The following is a 23,029-nucleotide window of genomic DNA, read 5'->3' on the forward strand; positions in this document are numbered from 1 at the left end:
GGCTCTGTGCCTCGCGGGCGGCGCCCGGACTACTTGGCGCCGCCGCACCCGCCCACCGGCGTCACCGACACGACACTGCGGGCGGGCAGCGTGACCCGCTTCCCGCCACCACCACCGTCGCCCTCGCGCAACGCGACGCCGTCCCGCCCCGACCCGAGGAACTCGCCGCACCGCTCGCCCGTCGTCGTGGTGACCCGCACCAGACGGTCCTGCGGCGCCTCGGTCAGGGCCAGGGCGATCCCGATGCCCGCGCCCCCGCACACCACCCCGAGCAGACAGCACACCAGGGCGACCGGAAGGAGCCGCAGGATCCGGGCCGCCTCGCGCTCGCTCCAGCGGCGCAGGGACTGACCGGCGAGCAGGATCCGCTCGCGCGGGCGCCCGTGCGCGGCGAGCACGGCGAGGACGGACCCGGTGAGCAGCAGCAGGAAGGAGGCGGCGACGAGACCCGTCGCCGTGTGCCGGGCCCACGCGGGAAGGCCGTTGAGGTCGTCGCGGCCCTTGAGGACCACCAGGACGGCGAGCAGCGCGGTGAGCCCGCCGAGCCCGTTCCGCCAGCCCTCGGCCCGCGCCCGCAACTCGTCGAGCTGGGTGAACTCCAGCTCACGGGCCAGCTCCGCCCAGCGCCGGTCGGACTGAAGGGTCACGGCGTGCCGCCGCTCGCCGCCGCGGGCACCAGGTTCCGTACGTACCAGCTGGCGCCGCAGCCGATGAAGACGGCGTTCGGCGGCAGGTCCGGGTGCGGGTGCCGGCACTCGCAGAAGTGCCGCTCCTGGACGAGGAGTTCGGCGTCCTCCCGCGGGCCCTTGGTGCCGGTCGCCGTGCCGGTTCCGGGTACGCCGCGCCGGTACTCCGTGGCCGTCCGGCCCCGGCAGCGGGGGCAGTGCCCCTGGACGAGGGTGTGCCCGCCCGGCGACGCGCCGAGCGTGAACGGGTCGGCCACCTCGCCCAGGTCCTCGTCGGCGTACACGGTGTCGAACAGGTGGGAGCGGGCCGGGGGCTGGGTCATGGGGCGCCGTCCAGGTCGAGATCGAGATCGAGGGCGAAGAGCGTGGCGTACAGGCGCAGGCGCTCGGTGATCCAGCCCTCGCTCTCGCCGGTGGCGTGGGCGGCGCGGGCGACGTGCGCGGCGGTCACCGTGCCGGTGACGGCGGGGAGCCGGCCGTCGAGGTGCTGGGTGAGGAGGGTCAGGTCCTGCCAGAGGGGGACGGTGTCCGGCGGGGGAGGCAGGGGGGTGTGGTCGGGCAGGAGGGGGAGGTAGGGCGCGACGCGCCGCAGCGTGCGTGACGGGGGCTCGCCGAGGCGGCCCGCGATGCTCACCAAGTCGAGGGGGCCGAAGGTCCGGTCGGGGGCCGACAGCCACTGCTCGGCCGAGAGCGCGACCAGGTCGCGTTCGGGGAGGGGCTTTTGAGGCAGGGCCGCCACGGCCGCGGGGGAGAGCTCCGGCACCCGGGCGCCCAGCGGGCGCAGCGCGGACAGCTCGGCGTAGGCCGTGGCGGGGTCGATCTCCCGCGCTCTGGCGTACTCGGCCAGCGCCCAGGGAGCGAGGGAGGTCCACATGGCGGTGGAGAAGGAGCGGTCTTCGAGGGGGTCCACGTCGTGCACGGACTCGTGGACCAGCTGCGTGGTGAGGGCTTCGACGTCGTGCGTGCCGGGGCGGTATCCGGCGAGCGCCTCCGGAAGGGGCGGGACCGTGTAGCCGAAGCGGTCCGCGTCCTGGAGTGCGATGGCCCATACGTCGGCGAGGGACTCGTGGAGGCACCTGGCGGCGAAGAACAGCCCGGCGGTGGTGAGCTCGTCGGCCGGGGCGTCCTGCGACGCCTTGACCGCCTCCTTGCCCGAGAGCGCGTAGCGGCTGCGCAGCGACAGGCCCGGCCACGCGGTGACGACCTCGATGTCGGACGGTACGCGGACCCCGGCCGCCCGCAGCTCGGCGACGGCGCCGGTGATGTCGTCCAGGACGTCGAGCTCGCCCAGGGCGCCGAGGTCCGTGGCGGCCCGCCCCAGCGCCTCCAGGCCGACCCCGTCCTCCAGGTGCGCCCCGCTGCCGGCGAGGCTTCTGACCAGCACCTCCGTGGCATCGGACGGCACGAGTCGGCCGCCGCTCCCGCCGTGCCCGTACCGGCGCGTGTACGAGAGGCCCGTTGCGGCCGCCGTCCGCGCGAGGCGGCTCTCGGCGTCCTCGAGCCCGGTCTCCCACACCCAGGCCATGACCACCGTCGCGCCCCATCGCAGTATCCGGTCACCCGCCCGAGTGGGGGTGGCGAAGAGGTCGAGGGCATCGACAAGTTCCGGGTCCAGGTCGACCCACGCCTGGACGGTCTCGACGGCGGGTGCCCGCCAGCCGAGCCAGGCGAAGCGGGCCAGTAGATCCACGACCTCTGCCGGTGTCCTGCCTGTGCGTCGGCAGACCTTGCCCACCTGTGCGGGCCCCGTGACCGGAGCCAGGTCCCCCTCGTGGACTCCTGGGGTCGCATCGAGGAAGAGGCAGTCGACGTCCTGCGGCGTACACACGTAGTCCTCGTGATGCGGCGGTACGGGGGACAGGGGCGCGTCGTGCAGCGGAAGCCAGCGGCCGTGGTGCTCGGCCAGGCGGCCCAGGGGGATGCCCAGCCTGTGGGAGGCCAGCACCAGGCTGCCGGCACTGCGGCTGACGTCGGTGGTGGCCGCCACGCTGATGAAGGGGTCGGACGAGCCGGGGGCGGGAGTGCCGTTGATGATCCGGGCCAGCATCCTGTCGACCGAGTCGGGCACACGGTCGAGGGCTTCCCCGTGGTACTCGCCGTGCACGGCGGGCGGAGCCTCGGCGGGGTGCGCGACGCGCAGCTGCCGTTTGCGCCGGAGGGCCTCGGCCACCGTCATGCCCAGCGTGGCGGCCTGTTCGACCACGAGCCACCAAGGGGAGTGCGTGCCCTGCAGCGTGGCGTCGCCGGGCTCGGGCACGGGATGGCCGACGAGGCTCTTGGGAGACAGCGCCGTGAGGGCGGTGTTCGGAAGCCGCATCGCGGCGGCCCGCCACGCCCACAGGTGCGCGGCGTCGTCCCCCTGGCTCGCCTGCGACCGGACGTGCGCGTCGTGGTGGAACCAGCCCTCGGAGTCGAGCCGGTGCCGCTCGTCGTCGTCCGGCCCGCGTGCGGCGACGACGCCCTTGCCCCGCCACTCGCTCCACAGCACCCGGGCCACCGGCAGGTTCTGCTGCTCCAGCGCCCAGAGCCACTCCATCGTGAGGCCGGGCCACTCGGCGAGCATCCGGGCGCCCTTGCGGAAGTTCAGCTCCGCCCAGTCCCGGTCGTAGGACTGGAGTTCCTTGCGGGTGACGCTCAGTCGGCCTGCGTGCGGTCCCGTCAGGTTCAGGACGTAGCCGTAGGGCCGTACGTCCGTGGTGATGCCGTCGCACAGCACGCCTCCGGCGCCGGTCCACCACAGGGTGCCCGGCACCGCTTCGAGGGGCTCCATCTGGCTGGGGCCCGTCCGCTGGAGGACGCCCCGCTCCCACCGCTGCGGCGGCCCCGTCAGGTCCCGCGCTTCGAGGTCGAACTCGCTCACCCGCACGAACTCCCGCAGCGCGCCCACGCACGACAGCCGCGCGGACACGTCCCCCGGCCGCAGATAGAGCCGCACTCGCGTCCCGCCCTCCGGCAGCGCGTCCCCCGTGCCCCCGTACCGCTGGATCCGGAACAGGCTCCCGCTGCTCGGGATCTCCACGCTCAGTGCCTCGGCGGCGGGGATGCCCTCGGGGCTCACCTGCCGGGTCACGATCGTCATCTCGTCGGCGAGCATGAAGTAGCTGAACACGCCGATGCCGAACCGGCTGTTGGGGTAGAGGCGCAGCGCGGAGCTGTGCCGCAGCCAGCGCGACTGCTCGCGCCGGAACGCCTTGGACTGCTCGAACCGGCTGCCCGCGCGCGTGAACGTGTACTTCAGCTGCTCCGCGCTCATGCCGACGCCGTTGTCCCGGCACTCCACGTACCGGCCGCGCCCGTCCTCGCCCATGGTGAGGGAGATCCGCCCGGTCCAGGGCGCGGGCGCCGGGCCCGCGCTGTCCAGGTAGCGCCAGCGCATGGCCCGGTAGCGGCAGGCGTCCATCGCGTTCTGGTAGAGCTCGCGCAGGGCGAGCTGCGGCTCGCCGCCGTACAGCTGCTCGCCCATGAGCAGCTCGCGGACCTCGGTCTGCGCCAGGTGGAAGCGGAGCAGCGGCACTTCGTACGCGGTGCGGCCGCCGAGCGTGCTGGCTCTGAGGTCGCGGTCGGTCACCCGCGTCGGCACGGCCGCGAGGAGCGCGGCCTCCTGGGCGGGCAGCGCGCTCGCGAGGACCCCGGTCTGCGCCGCCAACTGGTCCGCCTGGTCGGCCACTTCGACGAGCGCCGCGTGCACCGCCTGGTGCGGGCACGGCACGTCCAGGTGCAGCGCGGAGCCCTCGGGCCGCCAGCGGAGCAGCTCGGGGTGCGCGACCAGGGCGACGACCTCCTGCGGCAGGACCGGGTCCGACACGGCCAGGTGCTCGGCGACGACCTCCGGGAAGGTCCGTACGTCCAAGGAGAGCGTGCCCGCGAGCCGCAGCAGCGCCGCCAGCGGGCGCACCCGCAGCGACTGGTACCCGCCCGGCAGCAGCACCTTGACGGGGGCGCGCCCCACCACGCCGTCGGGCGGCTCGTCGAGGCCGATGGCCGCGGCGGCCGCGCGCAGCAGGCCGGACAGCTCCGCGACCCGGTCCTGCGCGGGCGCGGTCCCGCCGAGCAGATCGGCGGCGAGCGCGTCCGCGAACGGGTGGGCCGTCGCCTCGTCGTCCGTCTCCAGGCGGTCGGCGACCCACCGGTGCACCAGCCACATGACGAGGGCTGCGGCGTCCCGCGCCCGCTCGCGCGCCCGGCACTCGGCGACCTTCCGCGCCACGCGCGCGTGCTGCTCGCCGATCTGCTCGTAGTGGCTGCGGTGGGCGTCGGCGCCCGGCACCCGCTCCAGGGACTCGGGGCCGATCTCCGCGGCCTGGCTGAGCCGCTCCGCCCAGGCCGCCTCCCGCAGGAACGGCGCCGCGACGAGCGTGGCCACCTCCACCGCGGACAGGCGTTCCCCGTCGGGCAGCAGCTGCGGAAGCCGGTCGCACAACAGCCGTACGGGGAAGGTGTCGTCGGCCCACGGGTCCTCGAACGGCAGCCGCTCCTGCGCGAGGTGCAGGGTGTGGGCGCAGCGCTCCACGAACGCGCTCAGCGAGTCCTGGAAGCGGGCGACGCCGCCCTCGTCGCGGGGCGCGACGCGCTTCCACAGCGGCGTGTCCCGCACGGCGCCCTGCCAGGCCTCCAGGAGCGGCCGCCCCTCGCAGATCTCCGTGGCCCTGGTGCGGGCCTCGAAGGTGGTGCCGTAGCGGATGTCCGCGTGCTGCGGGAGCCCCTGCCGGTGCGCCACCGCCTTCGTCCGCGCCGCGGCCTTGGCGAACACGTCCTCGACGGTGCGCGCGGGCGTCAGCGGGCCGAGCGCGTCCGCGAGGCCGCGCGTGAAGAAGCTGCCCTCGCCGGTGTGGCCGCTGCGCTCGCCCGCCGAGCAGCCCGTGAGGACGGCGAAGCCGCCGCCGGGCGGGCCGTTGTCGACGCTGTTGCCGAACGGCGGTTCGTTGCTCGGCAGTTCGCTGCGGCAGGCGTCGACGGCCCACAGCACGGTGTCCGCCCGGGACGCCTTGAGCCAGGGGCTGATGTTCGCCGGGACCAGCGTGTGGAGGTACGGCTCCTGCCAGTCGCCGTCGGCGGGCGGGACCGCGTCGTTGGGCACCAGGTAGTCGGTGCCGTTGACGCGGACGCCGTGCCCGCTGAAGTACAGCAGCAGGGTGCCGTGTTCGGGGACGTCGCGGGCGGCTTCGTGGACGCGGGTGCGGATCTGGTTGAGCCCGGCGTCGTGCAGCGTGTCGATGTCGTACCGGGCCGCCCGCAGCGCCGCGTGCATCAGGCGCAGGTCGGCGTCGACCGCGTCGTCGAGCGGCGCGAAGAGCCCGCCCGCGTCGGGCACGTGCCCGACTCCGATGAGCAGTGCCCTGCGTGCCCCTGCCATGGCCCCTCCCGCCGGCCGCCCGACCGGCCGGGCAACATGATGGCACCGCGCCGGTCGCGGCGGGCCCAGGAGGGCTCAGGCGGGCGTCGGCGGCAGCGGGAGCGGCAGCCCCGGGAGCCCGTCGATGCTAGTGGCTATGTCCTGCTTCTTCGTGAAGTACGCGTCGAGCGAGGCGTCGTCCTCGCGGGCGAAGCGCTTGGCGTGCAGGTCGCGGTCCTGGTCGTACGTCATGAACGGCACCGCGTAGCCACAGGTGTCACGGACGAGCTCCGCGGTCACGACGATGATCGCGCGCAGGCCGTGCTGCGCGTGGTCGACGTCGGGGAAGCGGGCGAGCAGTTCGGGGAAGCGCGGGTCGTCGCGGAACACGGGCTCGCCGCGGCCGTGCACGCGGACGATGTTCGGCGGGCCCTGGAAGGCGCACCACATCAGCGTGATGCGGCCGTTCTCCCGCAGGTGCGCGATGGTCTCGGCGTTGCTGCCCGCGAAGTCCAGGTAGGCGACGGTCTGTTCGTCGAGCACGGCGAAGGAGCCGGTGACGCCCTTGGGGGAGAGGTTCAGCGTGCCGTCGCCGGAGAGCGGGGCCGTGGCGGTGAAGAAGATGGGCTGTTGCTCGATGAAGGTGCGGAGCCTGCCGTCGATGCGTTCATAAGTCTTTCCCATGCCTAAGGATTATGGACCCAGATCCTTCGTTTGTCTAAACAGTTCGCCTGTCGCATATCTCTGCGCACCTTCGCATGCCTAATTGACGAATCATGCAGAGCAATGCATACTCATGCATGTCAGTGACCGCGAGGCACTGAGCGAGCGAATGCACTGTGAGGAGAAACCCGTGACCGAGCGCGTCGTACTCGCCTACTCGGGCGGCCTGGACACCTCCGTCGCCATCGGCTGGATCGCCGAGGAGACGGGTGCCGAGGTCATCGCTGTCGCCGTGGACGTCGGCCAGGGCGGCGAGGACCTGGACGTCATCCGCAAGCGCGCGCTCGCCTGCGGTGCCGTCGAAGCGGAGGTCGCGGACGCCAAGGACGAGTTCGCCGAGGGCTACTGCCTCCCGGCGATCAAGGCCAACGCCCTGTACATGGACCGGTACCCGCTGGTGTCGGCCCTGTCCCGGCCCACGATCGTCAAGCACCTCGTGGCCGCCGCGCAGAAGCACGGCGCGGGCGTCGTGGCCCACGGCTGCACCGGCAAGGGCAACGACCAGGTGCGGTTCGAGGCCGGCATCCAGGCGCTCGGCCCCGACCTGAAGTGCATCGCCCCCGTCCGGGACTACGCGATGACGCGGGACAAGGCCATCGCCTTCTGCGAGGACAAGGGCCTGCCGATCGCGACCACCAAGAAGTCGCCGTACTCCATCGACCAGAACGTCTTCGGACGGGCCGTCGAGACGGGCTTCCTGGAGGACATCTGGAACGCGCCGATCGAGGACGTGTACGAGTACACCTCGAACCCGGCGACGCCCCGTGAGGCCGACGAGGTCGTCATCTCCTTCAAGGAGGGCGTCCCGGTCGCCATCGACGGCAGGCCCGTCACGGTCCTCCAGGCGATCCAGCAGCTCAACGAGCGCGCGGGCGCCCAGGGCATCGGCCGGATCGACATGGTCGAGGACCGGCTCGTCGGCATCAAGTCCCGCGAGGTGTACGAGGCGCCGGGCGCGATCGCCCTGATCACCGCCCACCAGGAGCTGGAGAACGTCACGGTCGAGCGGGAGCTCGCCCGGTACAAGCGGCAGGTCGAGCAGCGCTGGGGCGAACTGGTCTACGACGGCCTGTGGTTCTCCCCCCTGAAGCGGGCCCTCGACGGCTTCATCAACGAGGCCAACCAGCACGTCACCGGCGACATCCGCATGACCCTCCACGGCGGCCGCGCCGTCGTCACGGGCCGGAAGTCCGAGGAGTCCCTGTACGACTTCAACCTCGCGACGTACGACTCGGGCGACACGTTCGACCAGTCCAAGGCGCAGGGCTTCATCGACATCTTCGCGCTGTCGTCGAAGATCGCCGCCAAGCGGGACTTGACCTGATTGTCTTCGGTTCGGGAAGGGGCGGGGCGGGGGAGAAGACCCTCGCCCCGCCCACCGCACATCAAGGAGCAACCGTGAGCAGCAACACCGGCGAAGTCCGCCTCTGGGGCGGAAGGTTCGCCGACGGCCCCGCAGAAGCGCTGGCGCAACTGTCGGCCTCGGTCCACTTCGACTGGCGCCTCGCGCCGTACGACATCGCCGGTTCCCGAGCCCACGCGCGCGTGCTGCACAAGGCGGACCTCCTCACGGCCGACGAACTGGACCGCATGCTCACCGGCCTCGACCGGCTCGAAGCGGACGTGGCCGCAGGCACGTTCGTGGGCACCGTCGCCGACGAGGACGTGCACACGGCCCTGGAGCGCGGCCTCCTGGAGCGGCTCGGCCCGGACCTCGGCGGCAAGCTGCGCGCGGGCCGGTCCCGCAACGACCAGGTCGTCACGCTCTTCCGGATGTACCTGCGCGACCACGCCCGGATCATCGGCGGCCTGCTCACCGACCTCCAGGAGGCCCTGATCGGCCTGGCCGAGGCCCACCCGGACGTCGCCATGCCGGGCCGCACCCACCTCCAGCACGCCCAGCCGGTCCTGTTCGCGCACCACGTCCTCGCGCACGTCCAGTCCCTGGCGCGGGACGCCGAGCGGCTGCGGCAGTGGGACGAGCGGACCGCCGTGTCGGCGTACGGCTCCGGGGCGCTGGCGGGCCAGTCGCTGGGCCTCGACCCGGAGGCCGTGGCGAAGGACCTGGGCTTCGAGCGCGGCTCCGCCGCGAACTCCATCGACGGCACGGCGTCGCGCGACTTCGTCGCCGAGTTCGCCTTCATCACCGCGATGATCGGCGTGAACCTCTCCCGGATCGCCGAGGAGGTCATCATCTGGAACACGAAGGAGTTCTCCTTCGTCACGCTCCACGACGCCTTCTCGACCGGCTCGTCGATCATGCCGCAGAAGAAGAACCCGGACATCGCCGAGCTGGCCCGGGGCAAGTCCGGCCGCCTCATCGGCAACCTCACGGGCCTCATGGCCACGCTCAAGGCGCTCCCGCTCGCGTACAACCGCGACCTCCAGGAGGACAAGGAGCCGGTCTTCGACTCCTGCGACCAGCTGGAGGTCCTGCTGCCGGCGTTCACCGGCATGATGGCGACGCTCACGGTCCACCGCGAGCGCATGGAGGAGCTGGCCCCGGCAGGCTTCTCGCTCGCCACGGACATCGCGGAGTGGCTGGTCAAGCAGGGCGTGCCGTTCCGCGTCGCGCACGAGGTCGCGGGCGAGTGCGTCAAGGAGTGCGAGGCGCACGGCATCGAACTCGACCAGCTCACCGACGACCAGTTCGCGAAGATCTCCCCCCACCTGACCCCCGAGGTCCGCACCGTCCTGAACGTCCCCGGAGCCCTGGCCTCCCGCAACGGCCGCGGCGGCACGGCCCCCTCAGCGGTGGCCGCACAACTGGCGGAGATCAAGACAGACGTAGCGTCACAGCGCCAGTGGGCATCCAGCCCGTCCGGCGAAGCTTCCAGCCCGTCCGGCGTTTGAGGACGAGGCGCGAAGCGCCGATAAACGGGGGTCCTAGGGGGCGAAGCCCCCTGGTTTCGGGAAGGGGCGGGCCCGGGGCGCACCCGCGAGGCCCCGACCCCCCGCACAGCGTTACGTTGAGGGGGTACGCACCCCGCGTACCCCCTCACCGCGTGGAGCCCCCAGATGCCGTTCGCCCGACTCACCGCAGCGACCACGCCGACCGCCCACCTGGGACTCGGCCTGGCCGCGATCGGCAGGCCCGGCTACATCACCCTGGGCCGCGAGGCCGACCTCCCGCCCTCGCGCAGCGTGGAGGCCCTGCGCGAGCGCACCCTGGAACTCCTCGACGCCGCCTACGCCCTCGGCGTCCGCTACATCGACGTGGCCCGGTCCTACGGCCGCTCAGAGGAGTTCCTGGCCGACTGGCTGCACGCCCGCCCCGACATCCGCGACGTCGTCGTGGGCAGCAAGTGGGGCTACACGTACACCGCCGACTGGCGCACCGACGCCGACGCGCACGAGGTCAAGGACCACAGCGTCGCCGCGTACGACCGCCAGCGCGCCGAGACCGCCGAGCTGCTCGGCGACCGGCTCGACCTCTACCAGATCCACTCGGTGACCCCCGAGAGCCCGGCCCTCACCGACAAGGAACTGCACGCCCGGCTCGCCGCCCTCGCCGACCAGGGCGTCACCGTCGGCCTCTCCGTGAGCGGCCCCGACCAGGCCACGGCGATCCGGGCCGCCCTGGACGTCACCGTGGGCGGCGAGCGGCTCTTCCGCACGGTCCAGGCGACGTACAACGCCCTGGAGACGTCGGCGGGCCCCGCGCTCGCCGAGGCGCACGACGCGGGCCTGACCGTCCTGGTGAAGGAGGCCATGGCCAACGGCCGTCTGGCGGGCCCCGGCGCCCCGGCCGCCGTGCGCGCCGCCGCCGAGGCCACCGGGCTCGGCTGCGACGCGGTCGCCCTGGCCCTGGTCCTGCGCCAGCCGTGGGCGGGCGTCGTCCTCTCCGGCGCCGCCACGTCCGTACAGCTCGTGTCCAATCTGCACGCGACGGCCGTCGACCTGGACGCCGAGCAGCTGGAGCGCCTCGCGGCACTCGCGGAGGAGCCCACCGCGTACTGGCGCACGCGCGCGGGCCTGCCCTGGCACTGAGCGGTACGGGCGCACGCGCCGGACCGCCCCCCTGGCGCCGAGCCACTCACCCACAGCCCCACACGCGGTAAGACCCACCCGCAGTAAGACCCACCCGCAGTAAGACCCGCATGCCTCTCGTGAGACAAAAATGTCTCATGTGGTCTATGGTTGTCTCATGTCAGTCGATCGTGACCAGGTGCTGCGCAGTGCCGCCGCCCAGCTCACCCGCAAGGGCTCCTCGACCATGGACGAGGTGGCCAAGGCCTGCGGCATCAGCCGTGCCACGCTGCACCGCCACTTCGCCGGGCGCGACGCGCTCATCCGGGCCCTGGAGGACCTCGGCATCCAGGAGTGCGAGGCGGCCCTCGCCGCCGCGCGGCTCGACGAGGGCAGCGCGCAGGAAGCGCTGCGACGCCTGATCATGGAGATCGAGCCGGCCGCGGGCCTGCTCGCGTTCCTCGTCACGGAGAACCAGCTCTTCGAGGGCGACGCCCAGCACGAGGGCTGGGCCCGGCTCGACGTCAGGATCGCGGAGCTGTTCCGGCGCGGCCAGCAGAGCGGCGAGTTCCGCATCGACCTGAGCCCCGTGTGGCTCACGGAGGCGCTGTACGGCCTGATCGGCTCCGGCGTCTGGGCCGTCCTGGACGGCCGCATCGCCGCCAAGGACTACAGCTACATGATCGCCGAGCTGCTGCTCGGCGGCGCACGACGGAGAGAGGAACCATGACAAGCACCGCAGAGCGCATCCGGACCGCCGAGGTGGCCCGGCCGCCCGGCCGCTGGCTCGCCCTGTCCGTGCTCGTCCTCGCCGTGCTCCTCGTCGCCGTCGACGCGACCGTGCTCGGCCTCGCGACGCCGTACATCAGCGAGGACCTCAAGCCGTCCGGCACCCAGCTCCTGTGGATCGGCGACGTCTACTCGTTCGTCATCGCGGGTCTGCTGGTGTCGATGGGCAGCCTCGGTGACCGCATCGGCCGCAAGAAGCTGCTGCTCACCGGCGCCGTCGCGTTCGGCGCGGTCTCCGTGCTCAACGCCTACGCCACGACGCCGGAGCTGATGATCCTCGCCCGGGCCCTGCTCGGTGTCGCGGGCGCGACGCTGATGCCGTCCACGCTCGCGCTGATCCGGAACATCTTCCACGACCCGCGCGAGCGCAGCATCGCCGTCGGCGTGTGGGGCGCGATGGCGTCGGCGGGCGCGGCGGTCGGCCCGGTCGTCGGCGGCTTCCTGCTCGAACACTTCTGGTGGGGCTCGGTCTTCCTGATCAACCTGCCCGTGATGGCGGTGCTCGTCCTCGTCGGCATCAAGCTGCTCCCGGAGTCCAAGAACCCGGCGCCGGGCCCCTGGGACCTGATCAGCGTCGCCCTGTCGCTCATCGGCATGATCAGCGTGGTGTACGCGGTCAAGGAGGCGGCCACGCACGGCTTCCGCTGGGACGTGCTCGGCGCGGCCGCGCTCGGCGTCACGGCACTCACGTGGTTCGTACGCCGCCAGTTCACGCTGCCCGCGCCGCTGCTGGACATGCGGCTGTTCCGCAACCGCGGCTTCTCCGCCGCCGTCCTCGCCGACCTGCTCACCATCCTCGGCCTGTCGGGCCTGGTCTTCTTCCTGTCCCAGTTCCTGCAACTGGTGCAGGGCAGGCCGCCGTTCGAGGCCGGTCTCGCCGAACTGCCCGCCGCCGTCGGCGCGGTGACGGCGGGCCTGGTCGCGGGCCTGGTGGCGCGCCGCTTCTCGGTGCGCGCGGTGGTCGCGGGCGGACTCGCGGCCGTGGGCCTCGCCCTGGCCGTGCTCACCACCCTGAGCCAGAGCACGGGCTATCCGCTGCTCGGCGCCGTGCTCCTGGTGGTCGGCGTCGGCGCGGGCTTCGCCTTCACGGTCACCGCCGACGTGATCCTGTCCAGCGTGCCCAAGGAGCAGGCGGGCGCGGCCTCCGCGGTCTCGGAGACGGCGTACGAGCTCGGCGCGGCCCTCGGCATCGCCCTGCTCGGCTCCATCGTCACGGGCGTCTACCGCGACTTCACCGCCCCCGAGGGCACCCCGGCGGGCGCGGCAGCCGCGGCGCACGAGTCCCTGGGCGGCGCGGTCGAGGCGAGCGCGGGCCTGCCGCAGCACACGGCGGGGCCGCTGGTGTCGGCCGCGCAGGAGGCCTTCGTCGACGGGCTGCGGGTCGCGGCCGGGGTCGGCGCGGCGGTGCTCCTCGCGACGGCGGTCGCCGCCTGGTTCCTGCTCAAGGGCCAGCGCCTCGAGGACGGCGTGGAGCATCCGTAGCCGCACGTCCTCCCGGTGACACGGCGAAGGGCCGCACCCCGCGGGGTGCGGCCCTTCGATGTCCTCGCCGATGGCGTCCCGTGCACAAGACCCGTGAGGTCAGGCCGCCTTGGCCTTCGTGGCGTACATGTCCACGTACTCCTGACCCGAGAGCAGCATGACCTCCGTCATCACGGAGTCCGTCACCGCGCGCAGCACATAGCGGTCGCGGTCCATGCCGTCGTAGCGGGAGAACTCCATCGCCTCGCCGAAGCGGACGGTCACCCGGCCCGGGCGGGGCAGGCCCTTGCCGCCGGGCTGGAGCTTGTCCGTGCCGATCATCGCGAACGGCACCACCGGCGCGCCCGTCATCAGCGTGAGCCGCGCGATGCCCGTGCGGCCGCGGTAGAGCCGGCCGTCGGGGGAGCGGGTGCCCTCCGGGTAGATGCCGAAGATCTGGCCGTCGTCCAGGACCCGCTTGCCGGTCATCAGCGCGGCCACGCCGCCCCGGCCGCCGTCGCGGTCGACGGGGATCATGCCGACGCCGGTGAAGAACCAGGCCATCAGGCGGCCCTTGAGGCCCTTGCCCGTGACGTACTCGTCCTTGCCGATGAAGTAGACCGGCCGGTTGCAGACCAGGGGCATGATCATCGAGTCGATGAACGTCAGGTGGTTTCCGGCCAGGATGACGGGTCCGGTCCCGGGGATGTTCTCCACGCCCTCCACCCGCGGGCGGAACATCAGGCGCAAGAACGGTCCGAGCACTGCCTTGATGAGCGCTAGACGGGACAACGGGTCCTCCGGTGTCAACGGGTCGACAAAGAGTCTGTGCAGGTGAGGACCATACTCGCGGCCCCCCGCCGATTGCACATCGGGTTCATGCGCCCGATACGCAGAGTTGACCTGTGCGTGCACGCTCGTTGCCCCGCGAGAATCTCACCGTCACGACCGTATCGCTGAGCGAACTGCGTGGCTTGTCCGAGTGGTGCTTCTCACGCGCGCGGCCCGCCGCGGCCGGAACCCCACGGCTCCGCCGGGTACCCCGCACCGCCGCGGCAACACGCCGCGCGGACCCGTTCGGCAGCACCCGACATCACCCGTCAGCCGTCCGTTCGACCCCGGGTCTCCCACCCGTCATGTGCCGCCACCTACGATCGGTGCCGCTTTGCCAGGCGCAAGGCAGTACCAGTGGCACACGAGGAGGGAGCGCTCCATGGCGCAGGATTCGGGGCAGCGACGGACAGGGGCGAGCCCGGGGCGGCGCGCGGTGCTCGGGGCCGCGGTCCTGGGGGCGGGCACGACCGTCGTCGGCACCTCCGGCGTGGCGAGAGCCGACGCGCGACACGGCAAGGGGCACGGCAAGGGCCACGGGCACGGCGGGTACGAGGACCTGCCGGTGCCGACCGTGATCGCGCACCGGGGGACCAGCGGCTACCGGCCCGAGCACACGCTCGGCTCGTACCAACTCGCCCTCGACATGGGCGCGCACGTCATCGAGCAGGACGTCGTGCCCACCAAGGACGGCCATCTCGTATGCCGTCACGAGAACGACATCACCGCGACCACCGACGTCGCCGCGCACCCCGAGTTCGCCTCCCGCAAGACCACCAAGTCCGTGGACGGCGTCTCGCTCACCGGCTGGTTCACCGAGGACTTCACGCTCGCCGAGCTGAAGACGCTGCGCGCCAAGGAGCGCATCCCGGGCACCCGCCAGCGCAACACCCTCTACGACGGCCGCTGGGACGTCCCCACCCTCGAAGAGGTCCTCCGCTGGGCCGAGAAGGAGGGCCGCGAGCGCGGCCACCGCGTCTGGCTGCACATCGAGACCAAGCACCCCACGTACTTCCGCAAGCTCGGCCTCGGCCTGGAGGAGCCGCTCGCCAAGCTCCTGCGCCGCTACCACCGCCACCGCTGGAACTCGCCGACCTTCCTGCAGTCCTTCGAGCCCAGCAGCATCCAGCGCCTGCGCAAGCTCGTCGACGCGCCCGGCGTGGTCCTCCTGTCGACCGCGAACTCCCGCCCCTGGGACTTCGTCGAGGCGGGCGACCCCCGCACCGTCGCCGACCTGATCAAGCCCGAGGGCCTGAAGTGGATGGCGTCGTACGCCAAGGGCATCGGCCCCACGCTCGACCTGATCATCCCCAAGGGCCCCGACGGCAAGCTCCTGGAGCCGACGACGCTGGTGCGCGACGCCCACGCCGAGGACCTGATCCTGCACCCGTACACGATGCGCAACGAGAACACCTTCCTGCCCGCGGACTACAAGAAGGGCACGGACCCGAACGCGTACGGCGACGCCTTCGGCGCCTTCAAGCGGTACTTCGCCACGGGCATCGACGGGATCTTCTCCGACAACGCGGACACGGCGCTGCTCGCCGCCGCCGACTTCGCGGACGGCCGCGGCGGTTCCGTCAACGAGTGACCGTAAAGACCCGGTTGGGGTGAGTCGCGGCCGTTTCGGAAACTCTCGCCGAAGCGGCCGCGTCACCGCCGGTATGACGTTCTCGCTCTCCTACGACCTGGTCATCACCCTGCGCCCGCTGCTCGCCGCCGAGGCGTCGGCGGAGGCGGGCGGCTGCGGAGCCGAGCCCGGTGACCTCGAACAGGCCGTCTGGCTGCGCCTCCTCGAACACCTGGCCGCCGAGGGTCCGGTCACCGACCCCGCCGCCTGGCTGCGCACCGCCGTCCGCGACGAGGCGCACCGCACCCGCCACACCGCCCGCCAGGAGCGCCCCTACGCCACCGAGCCCGCCGACGACCTCCGCGGCGGCCCCGAGCAGCGCGCGCTGCGGGCCGAACGGCGCCGCACCCTGCACGCGGCCGTGCGCCGGCTCCCCGGACGCTGCCCCCGCCTCCTGGCTGCACTTCTGTCGCCGAAGGACCTGACGTACCGCGAAATCGCAGGAGAGTTGGGTATGTCACAAGGATCTTTGGGGCCGGAACGTTCCCGATGCCTGGGATGCCTGCGCAGAATGCTCGCGCAGGAGGTTGGGACTCCGGACCCGTGGGGAAAGGAGTGAGGGACAACCGGCGGAGCAGGTGAGCGGGAGGCATGCACACATGGGCATGAGCGTGACCATCTCGGAGGCGGCGGCCGACGACCAGGACGCCGCCGAGCAGATCCTCAAACTGCAGTACCTCTGCTACCAGAGCGAGGCCGAGCTGTACGGCGACTACTCCATCGAGCCGCTGACGCAGACCCTCGACTCCCTCAAGGGCGAGCTGGCCGCGGGCACCGTCCTGGTGGCCCGCCTCGGCGCGGAGGTGGTGGCCTCCGTGCGCGGCAGCGTCGACGCGGCGGGCACGGCCCGCATCGGCAAGCTCGTCGTGCACCCCCGGATGCAGCGGCACGGCCTGGGCGGGCGGCTCCTGGACGCCATAGAGCGCCGCCTCGGGGAGGGCGGCGCCCAGCGGTTCGAGCTGTTCACGGGGCACCGGAGCGACAGTGACCTGCAGCTGTACCGCAAGCACGGGTACGCGCCGGTGAGCACTCGGCGCGTGGATGAGCGGCTTACGGTGGTGACCCTCTCCAAGGAGGTCGAGGCTGCCGAGGCGTATGTGACCAGTGCGTAGGCGCTCCGCGAGCAGCGCGGTCGCTTGTCTGCGGGTGCCTTGTGGCTGGGCGCGCAGTTCCCCGCGCCCCTTCGGGGGCGCGGTCCCTTACGGTTGTCCGGCCTTGCGCAGCCAGTACATCGCGGTCACCGGAAGCAGTACGGGGATGAACAGGTACCCCATGCCGAAGTCCGACCAGACCGTCGCGTCCGGGAACGCGGAGGGGTCCGCCAGGGTCCACGCCCCGACGCCGAGCACGCCGGCCAGCTCGGCGGCGCAGCACACCAGCGCCGCCCTGCGGGCCGTCTCCCCGCCGCGCACCAGCGAGTACGTGATGAAGCCGTAGACCAGGCCCGCGAGCGCCGACAGGGAGTACGCCAGCGGCGCCTTGTCGAAGTCCGTCGAGATCTGCACCGCCGAGCGGGACACGGCGCCGACGACCATCACGCCGTACAGCCACACCAGCACGATGCCGGGGCCCTTGATCAGCTTCTGCTGCTGCCCGGTGCGGGGCCCGTCCTCGGTCGCGGCCACCTCAGCCTCCCCAGATGTCGTACAGACGCACTTCGAGCACGGCGAGCACGACGCCGCCCGCCGCCACCGTCACCGAGCCCCACCGGGTGCGCTCGGCGAGCGACATGAAGCCCGCCGCCGGGACGCACGCGAACGAGCCGATCAGATACGCCACGAAGATCGTCGTACCCTGCTCCGGGTCCTCGCCGCGGGCGAGCTGGACGATGCCGACGATCAGCTGGACCAGGGCGAGGAGGGTGACCACGCCCATCCCGATGAAGTGCCAGTCCTTCGTCGGCTGGTCCCGGTACGCGGCGAAGCCGCACCAGGCCGCGAGCGCGAGCGCGGCCACGGCGGTCGCGACGGTCAGGGCAACAAGCATGCCCAGACCGTATTACAGGCCAAAAGGCCCGATGCGTCCGCCCCCGCGCGTGCACGTAGGGTCGGGCGCATGAAGATCCAGGCTGACGCGCTCCTGTTCGACAACGACGGCACCCTCATCTCGTCCATCGAGTCGGTCCACCGCTGCTGGACGCGCTGGGCGGGGGAGTACGGCATCACGGCCGAGGCCTTCGCGGCGGTCGAGCTGCACGGGCGGCCCGCCGTGGACATCGTGTCCGACCTGCTGCCTGCCGAGCAGGTCGCGGAGGCCGTCGCCCGGATCGACGACCTGGAGGTCTCGGACGTCGCGGGCGGGGTCGTGGCGCTGCCCGGCACGCTCCGGCTCCTCGCGTCGGTGCCGCCGGAGCGGTGGGCCGTCGTCACCTCCGCCACGCGCCGCCTGGCCGAGGCCCGGCTCGCCGAGGTCGGCATCCGCCCCAAGCTCCTGATAGCCGCCGACGACATCACCCGCGGCAAGCCCGACCCGGAGCCGTTCCTGCTCGCCGCCGAGCGGCTCGGCGCGGACCCGGCGCGCTGCGTGGTCTTCGAGGACGCCCCGGCGGGCCTGGCGGCGGGCCGGGCCGCGGGCATGACCACCGTGGCGTTGACCACAACGCACGCGGCGGCCGAGCTGTCGGCCGATGTCGTCGTGAAGGATCTCTCGGCGGTGTCCGCGCAGGCCACGGCGGGTGGCGTGGAGATCGTCACCGGCGCCTGAGCGGGCCGGGGGAGCGGCGGCGGATGTCCGACTGATGGTCATCCGCAGTCCGCTATTCGGACAGTGGTGGCGGAGCGAGTCCGCACGCGTGTTTTACTGTCCGCATGACCACGACGAGCAGCCGCACCCTTGCGACCGAGGCGATGACGACGCCCGGTGCTCGTTGTATGTGTCGAATGTGCGCCTTCTGAGGGCCCCTGTTCCACTGAGCCTCGCGCCCCGAAGCGAAGCCGCTGTGCCCCGCACCTTACGTCCACCGTGTACGTGACGTAGGAAGCGAGCCTGCCCCGCGCACACGTCCTCCGGTTCCACCGCCACCGCGAGAACCGTGCCGCGTTCCGAACGAATGCCCCGTGCCCCGGCGACCAACGCGCCGTGCACTCGACAGTGACGGAAACCCCAGTGATCACCACTTCCGGCCTGACCAAGGTCTACCGCTCACGCGGTCGTGAAGTAACCGCCCTCGACGGAGTCGACCTCCATGTGCGCGAAGGAGAGGTCTACGGCGTCATCGGCCAGTCCGGCGCCGGCAAGTCCTCGCTGATCCGCTGCGTCAACCTCCTGGAGCGCCCCAGCTCCGGCACCGTGACGGTGGCGGGCCAGGACCTCACGGCGCTCGCGGGACGCGGCCCGCGCGCCGGCCGGGAACTGCGGGCCGCCCGCAACCGCATCGGCATGGTCTTCCAGCACTTCAACCTGCTGTCCTCGCGCACCGTCCAGGCCAACATCGAGCTGCCCCTCGAAATCCTCGGCCTGTCCGGCAAGGAGCGCTCCCGCAAGGCCCTCGAACTCCTCGACCTGGTCGGCCTCGCCGACAAGGCCAAGGCCTACCCCGCACAGCTCTCCGGCGGCCAGAAGCAGCGCGTCGGCATCGCCCGCGCCCTGGCCGGCGAGCCCAAGGTGCTGCTCTCCGACGAGGCCACCAGCGCCCTCGACCCGGAGACCACCCGCTCCATCCTCCAGCTCCTGCGCGACCTCAACCGCCAGCTCGGCCTGACCGTCCTGCTGATCACGCACGAGATGGAGGTCGTCAAGACCGTCTGCGACTCGGCGGCGCTCATGGAGAAGGGCCGGATCGTGGAGTCCGGCACCGTCAGCGAGCTCCTCGCGACGCCAGGATCGCAGCTCGCCGCCGCGCTGTTCCCGCTCAGCGGCGACGCGTCGAGCGACCAGCGCACCGTCGTCGACGTCACCTTCCACGGCGAGGCCGCGACGCAGCCGGTCATCTCCCAGCTGTCGCGCACGTACAACATCGACATCTCGATCCTCGGCGCCGCGATGGACACCGTCGGCGGCAAGCAGGTCGGCCGCATGCGCATCGAGCTGCCCGGCCGCTTCGAGGAGAACGTCGTGCCCATCGGCTTCCTGCGCGAGCAGGGCCTCCAGGTCGACGTCGCCGGGCACGAGACGCCCGCGCCGCGGGACTCCGCGCTCGTGAACCCCGCGCTGGTGAAGGAAGGTGCCAAGTGACCTGGGACGAAATGCAGCCGCTCCTTGAGCAGGCCTGTTGGGACACCCTCTACATGGTCGGCTGGTCGGCGCTCATCGCCGTCGCCGCCGGACTGCCGATCGGCCTGCTGCTCGTCCTCACCGAGCGCGGCGGGCTGCTGCAGAACGTCGTCGTGAACAAGGTGCTCGGGCAGGTCGTGAACATCGGCCGCTCGATGCCCTTCATCATCCTGATGGTCGCCCTGATGGGCTTCACGCGCTCCATCGTCGGCACCACCATCGGCCGTGAGGCCGCGATCGTGCCGCTCGCGATCAGCGCCATCCCGTTCTTCGCGCGCCTGGTCGAGACGGCCGTGCGCGAGGTCGACCACGGCCTGGTCGAGGCCGTGCAGTCGATGGGCGGCAACACCTGGACGATCGTCCGCAAGGTCCTCGTACCCGAGTCGCTGCCGTCGCTGATCTCGTCCGCCACCACGACCGTCGTCGCCCTCATCGGCTACTCGGCGATCACCGGCACCGTCGGCGCGGGCGGCCTCGGCGACCTCGCGGTCCGCTACGGCTACCAGCGCTTCGAGACCGAGCTGATGTGGATCACCGTCGGCATCCTCGCCGTGGTCATCTCGATCATCCAGTTCATCGGCGACTACGCCGCCCGCCGCCTGCACCGGCGCGGCGGTCACTCGGGAGCCGCGCCGAGCCTGAAGCTGCTGCGCGCCAAGACCCCGAAGACCGTCACGGCCGAGGCCGAGCCCGCCAAGGCCTCCTGAGCCCCCAGAGTTTGCTGAGTTCGCCCAGCGAGTACCCAGCACCACCCCGCCGCCACCGACCGCGGGGGTGTACCACCCATGGAGAAAGGCACTTTTCGTGCGTAACACCACCAAGATCACCGCTGCTGTCCTGGCCGTCGGAGCCCTCACCCTCGGGCTCACCGCCTGCGGCTCGGAGAAGAGCGACGCGGGCGACAAGGACGGACCCCTCGTCGTCGCCGCCACCCCCACGCCGCAGGGCCAGATCCTCGACTACGTCCAGAAGAACCTGGCGAAGAAGGCGGGCCTCGACCTCGAGGTGAAGGAGTTCACCGACTACGTCACGCCGAACACGGCGACGCAGCAGGGCGAGGTCTTCGCGAACTACTTCCAGCACAAGCCGTACCTGGACGACTTCAACAAGAAGAACAAGACGGACATCGTGCCGGTCCCGGGCGCGACGGTGCACCTGGAGCCGCTCGGCGTCTACTCCAAGAAGGTCAAGAAGCTCGACGACCTCAAGAAGGGCGCGACCGTCGCCGTCCCGAACGACACCACCAACGAGGCGCGCGCCCTGAAGCTCCTCGCGGACAACGGCGTCATCAAGCTCAAGGCGGGCGTGGGCTTCGAGGCCACCCCCAAGGACATCCGGTCCAACCCGCTGGACCTGAAGTTCAAGGAGCTGGAGGCCGCCGCCCTGCCCCGCACCATCGGTGACGTCGACGCCGCGGTGATCAACGGCAACTACGCCCTCGAAGCCGACCTCAGCCCCGCCAAGGACGCCCTCGTCGCCGAGAAGGCCAAGGGCAACCCGTACGGCAACTTCCTCGCCGTGAAGAAGGGCAACGAGAACGACCCGCGCGTGAAGAAGCTCGCCAAGCTCCTCACCTCGCCCGAGGTCAAGAAGTTCATCGACGAGAAGTACGACGGCGCCGTCGTCGCCGCGTTCTGACATGCGCGCCCCCGTCACAGCCGCCGCGGCCGGGGTCCTCGCCCTGACGCTCGGCCTGACCGCCTGTGGCTCGGACTCCGGCTCCGACGGCGACACGCTCGTCGTCGGAGCCACCCCGACACCGGCGGGCGAGGTCCTGGAGTACATCCAGCAGAACCTCGCGAAGAAGGAGGGCCTCGACCTCCGGATCCGCGAGTTCACGGACTACGTCGCGCCGAACACCGCGCTCCAGGAGGGCTCCCTCGACGCCAACCTCTACCAGCACACCCCGTACCTCGACGACTTCAACAAGTCGAAGAAGACGGACCTCGTGCCGGTCACCGAGGTGTACCTGCCGCCGATGGGCGTGTACGCGGACGGCGGCAAGAAGCTCACGGACGTCAGCCGGCTGCGCTCCGGAGCCACCGTCGCCGTCCCGAACGACACCACCAACGAGGGCCGGGCGCTCCAGCTGCTCGCCTCCAAGGGCGTGATCGGGCTCAAGAAGGGCGCGGGTGCGAACGCCACCCCCGAGGACATCGCGTCCAACCCGAAGAAGCTCACCATCAAGCCCCTGGAGCCCGCGCAGCTCCCGCGCTCCCTGGAGGACGTCGACGCGGCCGTCATCAACAACAACTTCGCACTCGACGCCGGCCTGAGCCCCAAGAAGGACGCCATCCTCCTGGAGTCGGTGAAGGACAACCCGTACAACAACGTCCTCGCCGTCAAGAAGGGCCACGAGGACGACGCGCAGATCAAGAAGCTGGCCAAGCTCCTGACGTCCCCCGAGGTCAGGAAGTTCATCGAGGACAAGTACAAGGGATCGGTGCTGCCCGTCACGGCGGGCTGACGCACGTCCGTGCCCTGTACACCCGCACCGGGAACCCATGGGGTCCGCTCCGCGCGCCGGAGAGGACCCCGTGGTGCGTTCACGCGTCACCATGCTGCATGCTGGGCACTTCGGCAGGCCTGAAGGTCCTTGAGGGCTACGAAGGTTCACGGAGCGACAGGCCCATGAAGGTTACGGAGCGGCGCATGACTACAGCCTCCTCAGGCTCGTCGGGTTTTCCCGACATCTCCATCAGTACGGAGCGGTTGGTCCTGCGCCCGTTCGAGGAGGCGGACGTCCCGGCGTACGCGGAGATGATGAACGACGAGCTCGTCACCGCCTGGACCGCCGTGCCCCAGCCGTACACCGAGGCCGACGCCCGCTCCTGGATCACCGACCGCGCCCCCGCCGAGCGGGCCGAGGGCCGCGGGATCGCCCTCGCCGTCACCGAGTTCCTCACCCAGCGCCTCGTCGGCGCCGTCCGCCTGCGCCGCACCGACTGGCGGGTGCGCTCCAGCGAGCTCAGCTATGTGACCGCGCCGTGGGCCCGCGGCGAGGGCTACGCCTCCGAGGCCGCGCTCGCCACCGCCCAGTGGCTGTTCCACGACCAGAAGTTCGAGCGCATCGAGCTGCGCACCGCCGCCGACAACACCGCGGCCCAGCAGGTCGCCCAGAAGATCGGCTGCATCAGCGAGGGCGTCCTGCGCGGCGCGTGGATAGCACGCGTCAGAAACGGCGGCGACCCTCTGGGCGGCTGGATCGACCTCCGCACCGACCTCATCGTCTGGAGCCTGCTGCCGGAAGACCTGGAAGGTGTCACGGAACAGCTGACGGCGTTCTCCGACTGGAACTGACGCTGGTGGGGGCGCCCTGGGCTGTCATCGGCCTGCGGCCTCGTCCTCAAACGCCGGACGGGCTGGATATCTCGTCGGCGCGGCAAGGTTTTAGCC

The 23,029-nt window shown here is 71.7% G+C and carries 21 protein-coding genes; 14 read left to right on the plus strand and 7 right to left on the minus strand.

Annotation, left to right across the window (positions count from 1 at the left end; all coding sequences use genetic code 11):
* Window positions 1-29: 29 nt before the first annotated feature.
* The 4 genes from ACFWZ5_RS23595 to ACFWZ5_RS23610 form a co-directional block, all read right to left on the minus strand.
* Complete coding sequence (locus ACFWZ5_RS23595) at window positions 30-647, minus strand: hypothetical protein (RefSeq protein WP_384796336.1); 618 nt, start codon at window positions 645-647, stop codon at window positions 30-32.
* Window positions 644-1,009, minus strand: a complete 366-nt coding sequence (locus ACFWZ5_RS23600; protein ID WP_384796334.1) for a hypothetical protein — start codon at window positions 1,007-1,009, stop codon at window positions 644-646. The genes ACFWZ5_RS23595 and ACFWZ5_RS23600 overlap by 4 nt, the downstream gene beginning before the upstream one ends.
* A complete protein-coding gene (locus ACFWZ5_RS23605; protein ID WP_384796332.1) occupies window positions 1,006-6,039 on the minus strand; it encodes a caspase family protein in 5,034 nt (1,677 codons plus the stop codon). Before ACFWZ5_RS23605 ends, ACFWZ5_RS23600 begins: the two co-directional genes overlap by 4 nt.
* Window positions 6,040-6,114: 75 nt before the next feature.
* Entirely contained in the window at window positions 6,115-6,702 is a 588-nt protein-coding gene (locus tag ACFWZ5_RS23610; RefSeq protein ID WP_384796330.1) for a pyridoxamine 5'-phosphate oxidase family protein, read from the minus strand.
* Window positions 6,703-6,871: 169 nt separating this feature from the next.
* Here ACFWZ5_RS23610 and ACFWZ5_RS23615 point away from each other — a divergent pair, with 169 nt between their 5' ends.
* The 5 genes from ACFWZ5_RS23615 to ACFWZ5_RS23635 all read left to right on the plus strand — a co-directional run bounded on the left by ACFWZ5_RS23615 (window position 6,872) and on the right by ACFWZ5_RS23635 (window position 12,981).
* Window positions 6,872-8,065, plus strand: a complete 1,194-nt coding sequence (locus tag ACFWZ5_RS23615) for an argininosuccinate synthase (RefSeq protein ID WP_384796328.1) — start codon at window positions 6,872-6,874, stop codon at window positions 8,063-8,065.
* Window positions 8,066-8,139: 74 nt separating this feature from the next.
* Window positions 8,140-9,594: an argininosuccinate lyase gene (gene argH / locus ACFWZ5_RS23620; RefSeq protein ID WP_384796326.1), complete on the plus strand. Its 1,455-nt coding sequence runs from the start codon at window positions 8,140-8,142 to the stop codon at window positions 9,592-9,594.
* Window positions 9,595-9,759: 165 nt separating this feature from the next.
* The gene (locus ACFWZ5_RS23625; RefSeq protein WP_384796324.1) at window positions 9,760-10,731 is read left to right on the plus strand and encodes an aldo/keto reductase; all 972 of its coding nucleotides are present in this window, start codon (window positions 9,760-9,762) and stop codon (window positions 10,729-10,731) included.
* A gap of 157 nt (window positions 10,732-10,888) precedes the next feature.
* Window positions 10,889-11,440 carry a TetR/AcrR family transcriptional regulator gene (locus ACFWZ5_RS23630; protein WP_384796322.1) on the plus strand — a complete coding sequence of 184 codons (552 nt, stop codon included), beginning with the start codon at window positions 10,889-10,891 and terminating at the stop codon, window positions 11,438-11,440.
* Window positions 11,437-12,981, plus strand: a complete 1,545-nt coding sequence (locus tag ACFWZ5_RS23635; protein ID WP_384796320.1) for an MFS transporter — start codon at window positions 11,437-11,439, stop codon at window positions 12,979-12,981. Before ACFWZ5_RS23630 ends, ACFWZ5_RS23635 begins: the two co-directional genes overlap by 4 nt.
* Before the next feature lie 99 nt (window positions 12,982-13,080).
* Here the strand turns inward: ACFWZ5_RS23635 and ACFWZ5_RS23640 are convergent, their stop codons facing one another.
* Window positions 13,081-13,725, minus strand: a complete 645-nt coding sequence (locus ACFWZ5_RS23640) for a lysophospholipid acyltransferase family protein (protein ID WP_384796318.1) — start codon at window positions 13,723-13,725, stop codon at window positions 13,081-13,083.
* A gap of 448 nt (window positions 13,726-14,173) precedes the next feature.
* On the opposite strand from ACFWZ5_RS23640, the gene ACFWZ5_RS23645 reads away from it, so the two are divergent.
* The 3 genes from ACFWZ5_RS23645 (at window position 14,174) to ACFWZ5_RS23655 (ending at window position 16,533) form a co-directional block, all read left to right on the plus strand.
* Window positions 14,174-15,382: a glycerophosphodiester phosphodiesterase gene (locus ACFWZ5_RS23645; RefSeq protein WP_384796316.1), complete on the plus strand. Its 1,209-nt coding sequence runs from the start codon at window positions 14,174-14,176 to the stop codon at window positions 15,380-15,382.
* Between the two features lie 73 nt (window positions 15,383-15,455).
* Entirely contained in the window at window positions 15,456-15,980 is a 525-nt protein-coding gene (locus tag ACFWZ5_RS23650) for an RNA polymerase sigma factor (protein ID WP_384796314.1), read from the plus strand.
* A gap of 40 nt (window positions 15,981-16,020) precedes the next feature.
* Window positions 16,021-16,533, plus strand: a complete 513-nt coding sequence (locus ACFWZ5_RS23655) for a GNAT family N-acetyltransferase (protein WP_384796312.1) — start codon at window positions 16,021-16,023, stop codon at window positions 16,531-16,533.
* Window positions 16,534-16,620: 87 nt separating this feature from the next.
* Here ACFWZ5_RS23655 and ACFWZ5_RS23660 read toward each other — a convergent pair whose 3' ends face one another.
* Window positions 16,621-17,046: a hypothetical protein gene (locus ACFWZ5_RS23660; RefSeq protein ID WP_384796309.1), complete on the minus strand. Its 426-nt coding sequence runs from the start codon at window positions 17,044-17,046 to the stop codon at window positions 16,621-16,623.
* Window position 17,047: 1 nt separating this feature from the next.
* On the minus strand, window positions 17,048-17,407 hold the full coding sequence (locus ACFWZ5_RS23665; protein ID WP_384796307.1) for a hypothetical protein: 360 nt from the start codon (window positions 17,405-17,407) through the stop codon (window positions 17,048-17,050).
* Window positions 17,408-17,476: 69 nt separating this feature from the next.
* On the opposite strand from ACFWZ5_RS23665, the gene ACFWZ5_RS23670 reads away from it, so the two are divergent.
* The 6 genes from ACFWZ5_RS23670 to ACFWZ5_RS23695 all read left to right on the plus strand — a co-directional run bounded on the left by ACFWZ5_RS23670 (window position 17,477) and on the right by ACFWZ5_RS23695 (window position 22,933).
* Entirely contained in the window at window positions 17,477-18,124 is a 648-nt protein-coding gene (locus tag ACFWZ5_RS23670) for an HAD-IA family hydrolase (protein WP_384796305.1), read from the plus strand.
* Between the two features lie 402 nt (window positions 18,125-18,526).
* A complete protein-coding gene (locus tag ACFWZ5_RS23675; RefSeq protein WP_384796303.1) occupies window positions 18,527-19,594 on the plus strand; it encodes a methionine ABC transporter ATP-binding protein in 1,068 nt (355 codons plus the stop codon).
* Entirely contained in the window at window positions 19,591-20,340 is a 750-nt protein-coding gene (locus ACFWZ5_RS23680) for a methionine ABC transporter permease (RefSeq protein WP_384796301.1), read from the plus strand. The genes ACFWZ5_RS23675 and ACFWZ5_RS23680 overlap by 4 nt, the downstream gene beginning before the upstream one ends.
* A 97-nt stretch (window positions 20,341-20,437) precedes the next feature.
* The gene (locus ACFWZ5_RS23685; RefSeq protein WP_384796298.1) at window positions 20,438-21,271 is read left to right on the plus strand and encodes a MetQ/NlpA family ABC transporter substrate-binding protein; all 834 of its coding nucleotides are present in this window, start codon (window positions 20,438-20,440) and stop codon (window positions 21,269-21,271) included.
* Between the two features lies 1 nt (window position 21,272).
* On the plus strand, window positions 21,273-22,100 hold the full coding sequence (locus ACFWZ5_RS23690; protein ID WP_384796296.1) for a MetQ/NlpA family ABC transporter substrate-binding protein: 828 nt from the start codon (window positions 21,273-21,275) through the stop codon (window positions 22,098-22,100).
* A gap of 185 nt (window positions 22,101-22,285) precedes the next feature.
* Window positions 22,286-22,933 carry a GNAT family N-acetyltransferase gene (locus ACFWZ5_RS23695; protein ID WP_384796294.1) on the plus strand — a complete coding sequence of 216 codons (648 nt, stop codon included), beginning with the start codon at window positions 22,286-22,288 and terminating at the stop codon, window positions 22,931-22,933.
* Window positions 22,934-23,029: the final 96 nt, after the last annotated feature.

The sequence above is a fragment of the Streptomyces sp. NPDC059003 genome (assembly GCF_042740445.1).
Lineage (GTDB): Bacteria > Actinomycetota > Actinomycetes > Streptomycetales > Streptomycetaceae > Streptomyces.

Coding starts and splice junctions, on each gene's coding strand:
- ACFWZ5_RS23600 (WP_384796334.1), bottom strand. CDS start 1,009: ATGACCCAGCCCCCGGCCCGCTCCCACCTGTTCGACACCGTGTACGCC.
- ACFWZ5_RS23605 (WP_384796332.1), bottom strand. CDS start 6,039: ATGGCAGGGGCACGCAGGGCACTGCTCATCGGAGTCGGGCACGTGCCC.
- ACFWZ5_RS23610 (WP_384796330.1), bottom strand. CDS start 6,702: ATGGGAAAGACTTATGAACGCATCGACGGCAGGCTCCGCACCTTCATC.
- ACFWZ5_RS23625 (WP_384796324.1), top strand. CDS start 9,760: ATGCCGTTCGCCCGACTCACCGCAGCGACCACGCCGACCGCCCACCTG.
- ACFWZ5_RS23630 (WP_384796322.1), top strand. CDS start 10,889: ATGTCAGTCGATCGTGACCAGGTGCTGCGCAGTGCCGCCGCCCAGCTC.
- ACFWZ5_RS23635 (WP_384796320.1), top strand. CDS start 11,437: ATGACAAGCACCGCAGAGCGCATCCGGACCGCCGAGGTGGCCCGGCCG.
- ACFWZ5_RS23645 (WP_384796316.1), top strand. CDS start 14,174: ATGGCGCAGGATTCGGGGCAGCGACGGACAGGGGCGAGCCCGGGGCGG.
- ACFWZ5_RS23650 (WP_384796314.1), top strand. CDS start 15,456: ATGACGTTCTCGCTCTCCTACGACCTGGTCATCACCCTGCGCCCGCTG.
- ACFWZ5_RS23655 (WP_384796312.1), top strand. CDS start 16,021: ATGGGCATGAGCGTGACCATCTCGGAGGCGGCGGCCGACGACCAGGAC.
- ACFWZ5_RS23665 (WP_384796307.1), bottom strand. CDS start 17,407: ATGCTTGTTGCCCTGACCGTCGCGACCGCCGTGGCCGCGCTCGCGCTC.
- ACFWZ5_RS23670 (WP_384796305.1), top strand. CDS start 17,477: ATGAAGATCCAGGCTGACGCGCTCCTGTTCGACAACGACGGCACCCTC.
- ACFWZ5_RS23690 (WP_384796296.1), top strand. CDS start 21,273: ATGCGCGCCCCCGTCACAGCCGCCGCGGCCGGGGTCCTCGCCCTGACG.
- ACFWZ5_RS23695 (WP_384796294.1), top strand. CDS start 22,286: ATGACTACAGCCTCCTCAGGCTCGTCGGGTTTTCCCGACATCTCCATC.